The organism is Pseudomonas maumuensis, from assembly GCF_019139675.1.
GTDB lineage: Bacteria > Pseudomonadota > Gammaproteobacteria > Pseudomonadales > Pseudomonadaceae > Aquipseudomonas > Aquipseudomonas maumuensis.
Genome location: NZ_CP077077.1, coordinates 924,597 through 938,075, shown reverse-complemented (window position 1 = coordinate 938,075; position 13,479 = coordinate 924,597). Strand labels below are relative to the sequence as shown.

General features: G+C 65.1%; 17 protein-coding genes. 16 read left to right on the top strand and 1 reads right to left on the bottom strand.

The annotated features are described in order from the left end of the window. Position 1: 1 nt before the first annotated feature. The 16 genes from KSS90_RS04360 to KSS90_RS04285 all read left to right on the top strand — a co-directional run bounded on the left by KSS90_RS04360 (position 2) and on the right by KSS90_RS04285 (position 12,742). Positions 2-451: a phage protein gene (locus tag KSS90_RS04360; protein WP_046857144.1), complete on the top strand. Its 450-nt coding sequence runs from the start codon at positions 2-4 to the stop codon at positions 449-451. Next, a complete protein-coding gene (locus tag KSS90_RS04355; RefSeq protein WP_110703025.1) occupies positions 451-675 on the top strand; it encodes a TraR/DksA family transcriptional regulator in 225 nt (74 codons plus the stop codon). The genes KSS90_RS04360 and KSS90_RS04355 overlap by 1 nt, the downstream gene beginning before the upstream one ends. Before the next feature lie 28 nt (positions 676-703). Then, entirely contained in the window at positions 704-991 is a 288-nt protein-coding gene (locus KSS90_RS04350; protein ID WP_217868354.1) for a putative phage tail assembly chaperone, read from the top strand. Between the two features lie 20 nt (positions 992-1,011). Further along, positions 1,012-1,158 carry a DUF6890 family protein gene (locus tag KSS90_RS04345; RefSeq protein ID WP_217868353.1) on the top strand — a complete coding sequence of 49 codons (147 nt, stop codon included), beginning with the start codon at positions 1,012-1,014 and terminating at the stop codon, positions 1,156-1,158. 6 nt (positions 1,159-1,164) lie between these two features. Continuing rightward, positions 1,165-3,237: a phage tail tape measure protein gene (locus KSS90_RS04340; protein ID WP_217868352.1), complete on the top strand. Its 2,073-nt coding sequence runs from the start codon at positions 1,165-1,167 to the stop codon at positions 3,235-3,237. After that, on the top strand, positions 3,237-3,554 hold the full coding sequence (locus KSS90_RS04335; protein ID WP_046857148.1) for a DUF2590 family protein: 318 nt from the start codon (positions 3,237-3,239) through the stop codon (positions 3,552-3,554). The genes KSS90_RS04340 and KSS90_RS04335 overlap by 1 nt, the downstream gene beginning before the upstream one ends. Continuing rightward, the gene (locus KSS90_RS04330; protein WP_217868351.1) at positions 3,551-4,723 is read left to right on the top strand and encodes a baseplate J/gp47 family protein; all 1,173 of its coding nucleotides are present in this window, start codon (positions 3,551-3,553) and stop codon (positions 4,721-4,723) included. Before KSS90_RS04335 ends, KSS90_RS04330 begins: the two co-directional genes overlap by 4 nt. Then, positions 4,720-5,244, top strand: a complete 525-nt coding sequence (locus KSS90_RS04325; protein WP_217868350.1) for a phage tail protein — start codon at positions 4,720-4,722, stop codon at positions 5,242-5,244. Before KSS90_RS04330 ends, KSS90_RS04325 begins: the two co-directional genes overlap by 4 nt. Before the next feature lie 9 nt (positions 5,245-5,253). Beyond that, the gene (locus KSS90_RS04320; RefSeq protein ID WP_217868349.1) at positions 5,254-7,431 is read left to right on the top strand and encodes a phage tail-collar fiber domain-containing protein; all 2,178 of its coding nucleotides are present in this window, start codon (positions 5,254-5,256) and stop codon (positions 7,429-7,431) included. Beyond that, positions 7,428-7,811 (top strand): phage tail assembly chaperone, encoded by a 384-nt coding sequence (locus KSS90_RS04315; RefSeq protein WP_139668576.1) that lies wholly within the window; start codon positions 7,428-7,430, stop codon positions 7,809-7,811. The genes KSS90_RS04320 and KSS90_RS04315 overlap by 4 nt, the downstream gene beginning before the upstream one ends. Further along, positions 7,808-8,731, top strand: coding sequence for a hypothetical protein (locus KSS90_RS04310; RefSeq protein WP_217868348.1), 924 nt, complete (start codon positions 7,808-7,810; stop codon positions 8,729-8,731). Before KSS90_RS04315 ends, KSS90_RS04310 begins: the two co-directional genes overlap by 4 nt. Beyond that, entirely contained in the window at positions 8,728-9,267 is a 540-nt protein-coding gene (locus KSS90_RS04305; RefSeq protein WP_217868347.1) for a baseplate complex protein, read from the top strand. The genes KSS90_RS04310 and KSS90_RS04305 overlap by 4 nt, the downstream gene beginning before the upstream one ends. Continuing rightward, positions 9,264-9,968 (top strand): hypothetical protein, encoded by a 705-nt coding sequence (locus KSS90_RS04300; RefSeq protein WP_217868346.1) that lies wholly within the window; start codon positions 9,264-9,266, stop codon positions 9,966-9,968. The genes KSS90_RS04305 and KSS90_RS04300 overlap by 4 nt, the downstream gene beginning before the upstream one ends. Next, entirely contained in the window at positions 9,941-10,912 is a 972-nt protein-coding gene (locus tag KSS90_RS04295) for a hypothetical protein (RefSeq protein WP_217868345.1), read from the top strand. Before KSS90_RS04300 ends, KSS90_RS04295 begins: the two co-directional genes overlap by 28 nt. 195 nt (positions 10,913-11,107) lie before the next feature. Then, on the top strand, positions 11,108-11,404 hold the full coding sequence (locus KSS90_RS04290) for a cupin domain-containing protein (RefSeq protein ID WP_217868344.1): 297 nt from the start codon (positions 11,108-11,110) through the stop codon (positions 11,402-11,404). Between the two features lie 177 nt (positions 11,405-11,581). Beyond that, positions 11,582-12,742 carry an MFS transporter gene (locus tag KSS90_RS04285; RefSeq protein ID WP_217868343.1) on the top strand — a complete coding sequence of 387 codons (1,161 nt, stop codon included), beginning with the start codon at positions 11,582-11,584 and terminating at the stop codon, positions 12,740-12,742. A 23-nt stretch (positions 12,743-12,765) separates the two neighbouring features. On the opposite strand, the gene ycaC is transcribed toward KSS90_RS04285, so the two are convergent. Continuing rightward, entirely contained in the window at positions 12,766-13,386 is a 621-nt protein-coding gene (ycaC, locus tag KSS90_RS04280) for an isochorismate family cysteine hydrolase YcaC (RefSeq protein ID WP_217868342.1), read from the bottom strand. Between the last annotated feature and the right edge of the window lie 93 nt (positions 13,387-13,479).

The window sequence follows — 13,479 nt, the reverse complement described above, 5'->3', positions numbered from 1 at the left end:
CATGGCCAAGATCAGTGGCTTGAACTTCGACATCAACGTGGGCGACCTGAAGATCCACGTTGAAAGCGCAACCCTCGACATCACCGACAACAGCGCCGTGGCCCACACCAAGGGCGTGCCGGATGGCTGGGTCGCCGGCGACGTGGCCGCCAGCGGCGAGCTGGAAGTGGACACCAGCAACTTCAACCTGATCATCGAAGCTGCCGCCAAGGCCGGCAGCTTCCGCCAGCTGGGCACCTTCGACCAGCTGTTCTACGCCAAGACCCCCACCGACGAGATCCGCGTCGAGGCCTTCGGCTGCCGCTTCAAGATCTCCAGCCTGCTCAACATCGACGCCAAGGGCGGCGAGAAGACCAAGCACAAGCTGCCGTTCGACGTCACCAGCCCGGACTTCATCCATGTCAACGGCGTGCCGTACCTGTCCTTCGCCGAGGTCGAGGGCCTGAGCTGATGGTGTGCCCATTCGACCGCGCCCAGGCCCTGGAACAGCTCAGGCGTGATCTGGCGATCGCCGCTGTGCGTGACCGACGGGCGGCGACTGGGCCGAGCCTCACCGATTGCGCGGACTGCGGCGACGAGATCCCCGAGGCGCGCCGCGCCTTGGGTGGCATGCGCCGCTGCGTTCCCTGCCAGCACCGCCACGAGCGCAGCACAGCGCTCACCCCTTCGTTTTGATTCCCGTATTTCATTGGAGTAGTACCCCATGACCCAACGCACCGAAATCACCCTTGAAGTCGGCGAGCTGTCCCTGGACTTCGCCGTCGATCCGGCGCTGATGACCAAGTACATCAACGCCCTGACCCCGTCCAACAAGGTCGCCCCGGCCAACAACCTGCTGGTCACCGCCGTGAAGCCCGAGCACAAGGACCAGCTCAAGCCGCTGCTGGCCAACCCGATGACCGTCATCCAGCTGGCTGGTGCCCTGGTCGAGGAATACGCGCCGACCGTCGAGGTCACCGTAAAAAAGCGCTCGGCCACGCAGAGCGACTGACCGAGGACGGCCTGGGCCAGTTGCTGGCCCTGACCGAACGCTGGCTGCCCGGTGCATCCGCCACGCCCGAGAACCTGGGCACGGCCAAATGGCTGGAGGACGAGCACTGGCGGCGAATGGAAATCGCCATCGCCAACGGCATCGCACGTGCATTCAACGGAAGCTGACATCCCATGAGCGCGAACACCGCAATCAGCCGGCTGGATTTCATCCTGTCGCTGACCGACAAAGTCACCGCGCCGCTGGCGAGGATGACCCAAGGTTTCAACAAGCTGACCGAGAAAAGTCAGGCCGCCATCAAGCAGATCAGCGATGGCACGCAGAAGCTGCAAAACTCCGCCAGCGGCTTTGGCACCTTCCTTGAGCCCGCCCTGGAAATGAACCGTGCCCTTGGGGACGTGCGCTCGCTTGGCGTGGCCGAGGACGCCCTGGAGGCCTTGAACAGCAAAGCCCTGGCGTTCTCCATCGCCTATGGCGAGAACGCCCGGGACTTCGTCGCCTCGGCGTACAAGATCGAAGGCGCGATCAAGGGCCTTTCCGGCTCCCAGCTGGCCACGTTCACCTACGCCAGCAGCGTGCTGGCCAAGGCCACCAAGTCCGACCAAGGCGTGATGGCCGAGTACGTCGGCACGATGTACAACCTGCAGAAACAGCAGGCCGACGCCATGGGCAAGGGCCAATGGGTCAAGATCCTGGGCGGGCAGACCGCCCTGGCGGTCCAGCTGTTCCGCACCAGCGGCGAACAGATGAAGGATGGTTTCAAGGAGGCCGGCGCCCATGCCTCCGCCGCCGGCATCGGCCTGGCCGAGCAGATGGCCGTGATCGGCAGCCTGTCCGGCAGCATGGACGGCAGCGCGGCCGGTGGGCTCTACAAGGCCTTCTTCGAAAACATCGAGGACGCCTCGGACAAGCTCGGCATGCAGTTCACCGATACCAATGGCAAGGTCCTGCCGATGCTGGACATCCTGGCCAAGCTGCAGGGTAGGTTCGGCGACCTACGCGGCGCTGCGGCCAACGCCAAGATCACCGAGGCCTTCGGCGGTGAGGCAGCCCAGCTCATCGGCGCCCTGGCCCAGGACACCGACCGTCTCAAGAACGGCATCGACAAGCTGGGCCAGGTGCGTGGCCTTGAACAGGCCGAACAGATGGCCAAGGCCATGGTCGACCCCTGGCAGCAGTTCGGGGCTGCGGTAAAAGGGCTGCGCATCGCCTTCGGCCAGGCGCTGATTCCAATCCTGCAGCCGCTGATGACACGCCTGGTCGATATCGCCAGTACCCTGGTCCGCTGGATCAAGCTGTTCCCCAATATCACCCGGGTCGTCGGCATTGCCACACTGACCATCGCCGGCATGGGCGCCGCCCTGAGCGCACTGGTGGTCGCCGTCGGCATCGCCCGGGTCGCCGTGCTGGGGCTGCAGACCGTCTGGGCACTGCTCAACCTGACCGGTTTGCGCAGCCTGGCCGTGTTCATCCTGCACTCCATTCAATGCGTGCTCCTGGTCGGCAGGGTGCTGCTGATGATCGCGGTGCTAGGCACCCTGCGCCTGGCCATGCTCGCCTGGCAAACCGTGACCTGGCTGGTCAACGCGGCCATGTACGCCAACCCGATTGGCCTCGTTGTCGCCGGCATCGCCGTATTGATCACGATCGTCGCCCTGGTCGTCAGGTACTGGGACGATTTCAAGGCGGCCCTGCTCGAAAGCACGGCGTTCCAGTGGGTCAGCGCGCAATTCACCGCACTGGGCAACATCTTCGGCTCGATGAGTGGCTGGGCGGACTTCGCGAAAAGCGCCTGGGACGGCATCAGCAGGATATTCCGCAGCGCGGTGGACGGCCTGATCGAGATGCTCAACAAGATCCCGGGCGTACACATCGAGACACGGTTCGGCGATCTGCCAAAGGCGCCCGAAGTGCCTCAGTTGCCTGGCCAGGTCGCGCCGATCGGCATCCTGCCCATCACCAGCCAGCCACCGTCCATCAAGCACCTGATGCAGGTGCCTGCACCCACCCCGCTGATGACGCCGATCGAGCAACTCGACCAACAGCGCCAGCGCATGACCCAGACCGCACTCAACCTCTCGCCGGCCAGCCCGACGAGTGTTCCCCAGGGAGGGCTGATGACCCAGATCCAGAGCAGCACCCAGACCCAGGATCGGCGCATGCACGTCGAGAGGATCGAGATCAACACCAGCAAGGCCATGAACCCGCTGGAGCTCGAACAGATGATGGAAATGGCGGTGGGCTGATGAGCGACTACATCGACCTGCTGATCCACGACAACGACCTGGTACTGGACCCTTCCCATCAACCGCTGCTGATCGAGGACCGCGCCAGCATCGCCCAGGACATCGCCCACATGATCCGCGACAGCGGCCTGCTGGTGACCCTGGTGGCCGAGCGCAGCCGCCAGCGCCAGGCCGACTGCATCCTGCAGTTGGAACTGCTGGTGGAGGACGACGAGCGCCTGCTGCCCGGTACCGCCCGCATCCTGCAAGAGCGGCCGGGCGTGTACCGGGTCACGGCGAAAACCCTGAAATTCGGTGACATCGAGGTATACCTGTGAGCGACTTGGACTTTCGCAAGGTGCTGGCCGACGCCGGCATTCCCACCACCGAGGCGGCCCTGCACAAGGCCTGGGAGGCTGAAGTGGCCGCCCAGGGCAGCAAGCTCAGCAACACCAGCGCCTACTCGCCGTTCTGGCGGCTGGTGACGGCGCTGGTGACCAAGCCGGTGCTCTGGCTGGTCGGTTTCATCAGCGACACCGTACTACCCAACTTCTTCGTCAAGACCGCCAGCGGCGCCTGGCTGGACAGCCTGGCCTGGGCGGTGAACATCGAGCGCAAGGGCGCGACCAAGGCCCAGGGGCAACTGCTGTTCACCCGCGAGAACAGCGCCGGCGAGCTGCTGATGCGCGCTGGCGTCGTGGTGCAATCCGCCGCGATCAACGCCCACGTCTACCAGTTGGTGACGGTCGAGGATGCGCTGTTCCCCGACGGTCGCCTGCAACAATCGGTCAAGGTCCAGGCACAGCAGGTCGGCAGCGGTTACAACCTGGCGCCCGGCTACTACGCCATCCTGCCCGAGCCAGTGACGGGGATCGTCCAGGTGGTCAATGACGACGGCTGGATGACCTCGCCCGGAGCCGACCCCGAGCCCGACGAGCAACTGCGCCTGCGCACTCGCAACCAGTTCAGCGCGGTCAACCAATGGCACACCGACGCGGTCTACCGCGCCATGATCGCCGCCTTCCCTGGCGTGCGCCCCGACGGCGTGTACTTCCTCCACGACGCGCCGCGTGGTCCGGGCAGCGCCAACGCCTACGTGCTGTTCGACGCCGACGTGCCAGCGGAATCGTACCTGGAGCAGATCAACGCCCACGTGCGCGACGAGGGCAACCACGGCCACGGCGACGACCTGCTGGTGATGGTCATGCCCGAGACGCGGCACGACATCGCGCTGACGGTCTGGCCGCGGGCGAACCTGACGACGAAGCGCCGCGAGGCATTGCAGCAAGGCATTGCCCAGTTCATCCGCGCGGCGTTCCGTGAAAGCACGGCCAGCGACTACCGCCCGACGCTGACCTACCCACAATCGCGGTTCTCCTTCAGCCGCCTGGCCGAGGAGCTGCACCAGGCCTTCGACGACATCGAATCGCTGCACTTCGCCAACGAAGACATCGTCTCGCCGCTGAGCATCGCGCGCATCGCCAACCTGCGGGTGGACCTGGTATGAGCCCGCTGAAACTACCGTTCTGGCTCGCCGGCAGCGAACTGACCAAGCTCAAGGACGCCGCCCAGGCCTGGTGGGCCAGGGTGACCGAATGGCTGCGCTGGCCGCTGCTGCAGATGGATGCCGAGACCTGCCACCTCACCGTGCTGGACCTGCTCGCCTGGCAGCGCGATATCACCCGCTTCAAGGACGAGCCGGAAAGCCTGTACCGGCTGCGGGTGAAGTTCGCTTTCATCAACGCGGTCGATGCCGGCAGCACCGCAGGGCTCAAACGCATCCTGCGTCGGCTGGGTGTCGGCTATGTCGAGATCGACGAGCGTATGCCGGACCGCGACTGGGATGTGGTCCTGCTGCGCCTTTCCGACTCGCAACTGTCGGAAAACCCCGAGCTGTTGCGGGTGCTGATCCAGCAGTACGGCCGGACCTGCCGCCGCTACGACTTCGTCAGCATCACCCCCGTGACACTGCGCATCGCCGCAGTCCAATTCAACGACGACCAGCAGACGCTGGTCGCCACGCTCTAGGAGCCCGCCGTGGCCAGAATCACTTTCGCCGGCGAAAGCCTGATCGCCCAGAAGCAGGGGGCCAAGGAAGTCCTGCAGATCACCCGCTTCATCTACGCCAATGTGCCCGGGCTCGACCCGAACACGCCAGTCGACCGCGCCGCGACCAAGCCGCCGGCCAGCCAGATCGTGCATAGCTACGACATCCCGGCGGGCAACAGCGGCTACGTGAACCCCAACCAAGTCGTCTACAGCTCGATGCTGGGCAGCGACATCGGCGACTTCGACTGGAACTGGATGGGCCTGGAAAGCGCCGAGGGCGTGCTGTTCGCCGTGGCCTACCTGCCGCTGCAGCAGAAACGGCGCAACATCCCGCCGCTGCAGATCGGCAACAACGTCACCCGCAATATCCTGGTGGAATACAGCGGCGCCCAGGAACTGACCGGCATCACCATCGATGCCAGCACCTGGCAGCATGACTTTACCGTGCGCCTGAAAGGCATCGACGAGCGCGAGCGCCTGAGCAATCGCGACGTGTATGGGCGAGCGTGCTTCTTCGGCGACGCTTTGCAGTTCCAGAAGGTGGGCAACGACTACCAACTGGCCGCCGGCATCGCCTACCTGGAGGGCATGCGCCTGGCGTTGGCCAAAGCCCAGGCCATGAACGCGCCCAGCGGTGCGACCCAGGTGTGGATCCGCCTTACCCTGCGCCGCGAGCAGAACGACGTGGTCCCGTACTGGAAAGTGGTGTACGAGCCCGACCAAAGGGACTATCAGACCCAAGACGGCTGGGTCTACTGCATCCAGCTGGCTGAAGTGACAGCCTCGGGCAAGATCATCGACCTGCGCGCCGCCAAGCCGATCGACGGGCCACTGGTCGAGCACTTTGCCAGCCGTAAATCGGTAGCCGACCTGGAGGATGGCACTACATCCGCTGGCAAGGCCCGGCGCCTGAGCGAGGCGCGCCAAATTGCGCTGCAGGGCGATATCGCCGGCCACGTGGATTTCGACGGCGGCAGCGATGTGATCATGCAGACGAAACTGCCAGACCTGGGCGTGGTACCCGGGGCCTATCCGAAGGTAGTTATCAACGCCAAGGGGCAGGTCATCGGCAGCGAGGTATTGAATCCGCTCGACGTGCCGAACCTGGACTGGAGCAAGATCACCAGCGGCAAACCCACTACGTTGGCCGGATATGGCATTACCGACGCGCAGCCCTTTGCGCAGATCCTCGCTGACTTTGTAAGTACCGGGGGGTGGGGGCTAGGGCAGGGTTCGCCCAAGTATGTGAATGACGCCAACGCGGCAATCCTCCCGGGTTTCTACAGCGCGGGCGGAGCCGGCTCTACCAACTTCGGCGATGCTTACTCCCCCTTGCTCGTTATGCGGCGTGCGTCTGGCAACGTTGGGCAGCAGCAGATTAATGCCCGTGACAACGAGTTCATGTTTCGCGGCAGTGCCGACGACGGCGGGAGCTGGAAGCCTTGGGTCAAAGTCTGGCACAGCGGCAACCTGGTCAAGAACATCAGCCAGACCGACGCAACGCCAGGTTCGATGCTCAGAAACGGTGATCACGGCATCGGGGGCCAGGCTGTCAGCAGCGAAACGGACATGGCGAAGTACCGCACGGGTGGGAAGTTCATCACGCCTGCCACTGGCCTTGCTGGCTTGCCACCAGGTTGGGTGCAGGGCCGGCATCTAATCGAGGTTGGCGGCGGTGATAGCTACTGCGTGCAGCGTCTGACGGGCGCAACTGCGAACAAAGGGCGGTGTGCGTACCGGGTATGGGACGGTGCTTGGGCCGACTGGGATGAGGTTTTGACTGCAAAGGGTTTTGCCGTTGTAGAGGCCACATTGCAGGACGCTGTAAGCAAGGTGTCTTCCGGGACTTACATGTCCCCGCGCAGGCTTGCAGAAGTGGTGTTCGGCGTGAATCAGACGACGCAGGACATGACGGCTAGCCGGGCCTGGGGGGTCAATTACACCAACACTACAAACAAGACCATCTGGGTTTCCGTCCACGTGCGCGATCCGGGTGGGGGCAATCTGTCGGCCAGCCTCTACATCTCTGGGGGGCTTTGGGCCAGGGCGTACATGTCCGTGGGAAGTCAAACAACTTTGGAGGGGCCGGTGCCGCCAGGCGGCAGTTACGCGCTGTTCCGTGAAGACACCAACGACCTGATTGAGAGATGGAGTGAGTACCGATGAACAAGCACTACCGACAGCAGGGGACAGGCCAAGTCTACGCGTACGCCGCTGACGGCTCGGAAGATGAATTCAAAGTCGATGACCTGGTGCTGATGACAGGTGCTGAACTTCAGGCCTACCTGAACCCACCGAAGACGCAAGAGCAGATTGAGGCTACCGAGCGGACTTGGCGCGATGCTGCGGTGAATGACGTGCTGTGGTTGCGTGAGCGTCATCGCGACGAGCTGGATATGCAGCGCAGCACAACGCTTACCGGCGAGCGCTTCACCGAGCTGCTTGCCTACTTGCAGGCGCTCCGTGACTGGCCCCAGTCCGAGGCATTTCCTGACCGTGCAAGTCGCCCACTTGAGCCGGTATGGGTGCAGGAGGCGTCGGCATGACCTGGTCACCCGTGGCCATGCGCTGGCCGACCGAAGCCACCGCCTGGATGAACCAGCTGGGCGCCGCCCAGGCACTGGCCGGCGGCGAGCTGGCCAGCACGGGCAAGCGCCTGGAAGGCCTGCAGCAGCACGCCACCACCAACCCCGGCCCGGTCGGCGCCGCCGCCCAGGGCGCGATCAGCGCGGGACGCCAGGCGCTGGCCGAGCAACTGAGCGATGCGCCGGCCTGCCTTACCATAACGCCGTTCCAATCCGGGGTTGGCCAGGGGCTCGGTTACCAGCGCTTCCTGTCAGCGCCGAACCTTCTGCAGGCGCTGGCCAACAAGCTGACCGACACCACAGATGAAGGCCGGCCCCAGGGTAATCAGCACGCCCTGTGCCTGCTGTTCCTGGCTACCCGCTTCGATCAGCTCGCCGCGAGCCTAGCGCGCTTCAATGCGCTTATGCCGGTACCGGACCTGGTACGTGCCCAACGGCGTGCCGAGCACCTGGCGAAGCTGGAAACCGAAAAGTGGCAGATCCCGCAGGCGGGCCAACTGCCGCGCTGGCAGCCGCTGCCCCTGGAGCGCTGCACCGTGCTCAAGGCCGCCCAGCAGTCGATGGCAGGGCAGATCGCGGTCCTGGAGGGCTACGCCGCAGATAGCGCCCCGATGGGCGACCTTGCGGCGCTGGCGGGCCGTAAAGCAGCTCAGCAGCGCGAACGCGACCAAAAACTGGGCGATCTGCGCCGAGTGCTCGAAGACGACCAGGCCAGCAGCCTGATCCAAGCGCGCATGCTCGCCCCGGGCAGCACTGCCGAGTTGCGGCGCAGTCTGCTGGACGGTAACGCGCCGGGGCATGAATGGGTGATAAGCGCCGGCGCGCTCCTGGTCGGCTCGCAGAAGGGCCTGAGCTTTGTCCGTGAAATGGTGGGCCTATGACACTCCTCCTGCTTGATGGTGAGCCAGTCCAGGGCAAGACCCTGAAAGTCACCGGCAACCTGCGCATCGAAGCCGAGGACCTGTCCGGCCAGACCAGCAACACCGACACTGCGCACAAAGGCTTCAAACCCAAGACCCTCACCGTCACCCTGACCATCCCCTACGTCAACAGCGTCTGGCTGCGCAACCTGATGCGCCTGGCCGAAGCCACCCAGAGTGGCGGCCAGCTCAAGACCTACCGCATCGTCAGCGACACGGCCGAGGCCTTCGGCATCCGCCAGGTGTGCTTCGCCGACAACGTCAATGTCCGGGAGGACGATGCGCTGGCCTGCTGGCGGGTGCAGTTCGGCCTGGCCGAGAAGACCTCCAACCCGGAAAAGGTCGAGAAGCGCCGCGCCAAAAAGCGCGTCAAGGCACAGGCCGCACCCGGCGCCGCGGCAGGGGCGGAAGATGACGAGGATGACAAGGATCCGGAGCTGACCAGTTTCGAAAAGCTGTTGAAAAAAGTGGACGACTGGCTGGGGGAGAAACCATGAAACTGCATCAGGTCCTCAGCGTGGCAGGCGAACGCCATGACCTGATCAGGGCGGATGTGCGTCTGGAGCTGCGCAACCCGGGGCGGGCGACCTTCATCGTCCAGGCCGAGGCACCGCTCAAGGGCCTGGTCACCCTCGACATCGGCTACAACGACAGCACGCTGCAGCGGCATTTCATCGGCTACGTCGAGCGCTGCACCACCGCCAACGCCAGGCAGCAGGTGCTGTTCTGCCGCGAGCTGGCGGCGATCCTGGCCAGGCCGCTGCCGATGAACCTGCGCCATGTCGACCTGCGCGGCGTGCTCGACCAGGTCGGCCAGCAGACCGGCCTGCGCTTTCGCGTGCCCGAGCGGCCCTACGCATCGGTGCGCGCACCGTTCTTCTACAGCCTGGCCGCCGGCTTCCAGGCCATGGAGAGCCTGGCCCAAGTGTTCGACATCCCCGACTTCATCTGGCAGCAGCAGGGCAATGGCGAGGTGTACGTGGGCAGCTGGGCCGACAGCTACTTCGGCGCTCGCCCCGCGCTGCAACTGCCCATGAAGCTGTTCGACAACTACCAGGGCAACCAGAGCGCCACGATTGCCGCCCTGCCAGGGCTGCGTCCAGGCGCACCGATCAACCACGGCGAGCGCGTGACCCATGTCACGCTGGCCGGCAACCAGATGGCTATCCGATGGAAGACGCAATCCGCCGCGCCGTAGCGCGCCAGTTCCCCGAGATCACCGGCGGCTACCACCTGCCGCGCTTCGGCCGGGTGGTCGCGGTCCCCGATGCGCCAGCGGCGCCCGGGCTGTGCGACGACTTCCGCCCGCGCTTCGGTGTCGATGTCCAGGTGCTGCTACCAGATGGCGAGCCCGACCCGGCGCTGCCGGTGTTCACCAGCCTGCCGCTGCCGGCGCCCATGGGCGGGCAGGAGCGCGGCATGTTCGGTTTCCCCGAAGAAGGCACCACCGTGGTGGTGTCGTTCGCCTACGGCCTGCCCCACAAACCGTTCATCCAGCAGATCCTGCCCCACGGGCTCAGCCTACCCAGGGTGCCGAAGGGTGATCTGGTATGGCAGCACAGTGAGGCCTGCCAGCAGCGCGCCGACGCCGATGGCAACTGGCTGCGCCAGACCGATGGCCGGATCCGCGACAAGGCGATCGAGCGCGAGGTCGAGGCGCTGGCCAATACCGAGCAGTTCCAGAGCCATGCGCGGACGGTGGACGACCACTCGACCGAGACCGTGGGCGGGGTGAAGAAGATCGAGGCCCTCGGCGCGCTCAAGCTGCTGTCCGGCGGCTCCGCCAGCCTGGCCGCCCTCGACGATCTGCACCAGGCCACCGGGCGCGACCTGAACCTGGCGGTTGGGCAGAAACTCAACGCGGCAATCGGCGGCGACGTCCAGGAACGCATCGAGGGGTTGCGCGAAAGCGTGGTGAAACTCAGCCAGCGCCTGCAGGCGCCGAAGACCTGGCTGGGCTCGGAGGCGGTGAACGTGCTGCAGGTGCTTTGCGACCTGCTCGAGCTGGTCCAGGCGATGAACACCGAACTGGCCGCGCATGTGCACGGCCCCACACCACCACCGAGCAATGCGGCGGCCTTCAGCGGCGCGGCAGTGCAGGCCCAGGCCATGGGGCTCAAGTTGAAGGCGATCACGCTGTAGTTTTCAGGGCGTTTCGCATCGCGGGGCCAGCCCGCTCCCCCAGGCTCAACCTTGAGCCTGGGGGAGCGGGCTGGCCCCGCGTTCGTTTGCGCCGGAAAAGTTGAGCGTTCACACGACTGACTGCCAGCAGACTTGGATTTAAACCACCGAGCAAGCGGTCCAGGCTGGACGCTTTTCCGTGAACAGGCCTAACCCATGACGCAGCAGACCCAACGCCCCAAGGCAGTCCCCACCGTGCAGGTGAACACCGACGAAGTGATCGTCACCGAATGGCGCTTCGCCCCAGGTGCCGAGACTGGCCGGCACCTGCACGGCCATGACTACGTGGTGGTGCCGATGACCGATGGCACGTTGTTGCTGGAGACCCCGGAGGGCGACAAACATGCGCCTCTGGTCGCAGGCCAGAGCTACTTCCGCAAAGCCGGTGTGGAGCACAACGTGGTCAATGCCAGCGATCACGAAGTGGTGTTCATCGAAACCGAGCTGAAGTGATGAGCAAGCGCGCGCCTGCTCAGGTTGCGCGTGTACCCGACCAGCCCTACACTCCCCCTGCTTGAACCGGGATAACCGAAGCACTGCCTCGAAACCCGATGGACCTGACCCTTGCCGGTCAACCGTCGGGACAAATGGGTCCGGACCTTGGCCGGCCTGTTTATCGGAGGCAACACAATGAGCCCGCGTATCTGGCTGCTGGCCTTGGCGACGTTCGTCACGGGCATGGCAGAAAACATCACGGTCGGCATCCTGCCGGCCCTGGCCGATGGCCTGCAGGTCCCGCTCGGGATCGCCGGGCAACTGACCACGGTCTTTTCCCTGAGCTTCGCCCTCGCCGCGCCCTTCTCTCCCCTGCTGACCACCCGTTTCCCTCTGCGACGATTGCTCTGCATCACCCTGGCCCTGTTCGCCTTGTGCAACCTCGCCGCGGCCCTGGCGCCTGGCTATACCGCGTTGCTGGTGGCGCGCATAGGCATGGCCGCGACCAGCGCCCTGACCTGCCTGACCTGCACCCTGATGGCCACGCGCATGGTGCCCGAGGCCCTGCGTGGCCGCGCCATCGGGGTGATCTTCATGGGCATCTGCAGCTCGCTGGTGCTGGGGGTGCCGGCCGGGATGCTGCTGTGCGACGTGCTGGGCTGGCGCGGCGTATTCACCGGGCTGAGCGTGCTGGCGCTGGCGGTGCTGCTGATGGCCTGGCAAGGGTTGCCGCAGTTGCAGAGCAGCGAACGCATCGCCCTGCGCAGCTATTTCCGCCATTTGCGCGACAGCCGCCTGATGGCAGCCCAGGGCGTGTCGCTGCTGATGATTGCCGGCCACTTCACGGTCTTCGCCTACCTGGCCCCCTATGCGCACCAGGTCGCCGACATTCCGCTGCAATGGCTGGCGGCAGTATTCGCCGCCTTCGGCATCGCCGGTGTTTCGGGCGGCTATGTCGGCGGCTGGATGGCGGACCGGCTCGGCGCAGGCCGCTCCATCGCGCTGGCGCCGCTGCTCTATCTCGCCAGCTTGCTGGTACTGCCCTTGAGCGTGGGCACGCCATGGTTGTTCCTGGCGACCATGATGCTCTGGGGCGGGCTGAGCTGGACCACCTCACCGGTGGTGCAGAGCTACCTGGCGACCCGTGGCCCGGACACCTTCCCAGCCGGCATGAGCCTGAACATGTCGGCCATGCACTTGGGCGTCGGGCTGGGTTCGGCCATCGGCGGCGTGGTAATCACCGGGGCGACGCTGGCGGCCACCCCCTGGGCCGGCGCCGCGCTGACCGCATTGGCGGCGGGCCTGGCGTTCTGGTCGGCCATGCCACGAGCTGGCGCGTTGAACATGGCGCAATGATTCCTCACGGCGCCAGTCAAGACTTACTTGGACAGCTTGTCGTAGCTGGTCATCAGGTTGCGGTAGTCGGGAATGTGGTTGGAGAACAGCGTGCCCAACCCTTCGATGTCGTTGCGCCAGTCACGGTGCAGCTCGCAGGCCACGCCGAACCAGGTCATCAACTGCGCTCCGGCAGCTTCCATGCGGCGCCAGGCCGAGTCGCGGGTCAGTTCGTTGAAGGTGCCGGAAGCGTCAGTGACCACGAACACCTCGAAGCCCTCCTCCAGCGCCGAGAGGGCCGGGAAGGCCACGCACACCTCAGTCACTACCCCGGCGATAAGCAGTTGCTTCTTGCCGGTAGCTTTCACCGCCTTGACGAAGTCTTCGTTGTCCCAGGCGTTGATGTTGCCGGGGCGGGCAATGTACGGCGCGTCGGGAAATTGCGCCTTGAGCTCGGGCACCAGCGGGCCGTTGGGGCCGGTCTCGAAGCTGGTGGTGAGAATGGTCGGCAGCTTGAAGTACTTGGCCAGGTCGGCCAGCGCCAGCACGTTGTTCTTGAACCGGTCCGGGTCAATGTCGCGTACCAGCGACAACAGGCCGGCCTGATGGTCGACCAGCAGGACGGCAGCGTTGTTCTTGTCCAATCGCTTGTATTGGAACGCCATGGCTGAACTCCTTGCTTTGCGGGTAGGGAGTATCCAGCGTAGGCAATCAACACGCACAAGGCCGACCGTCAGTCGGCCAACGATAACTGGCTG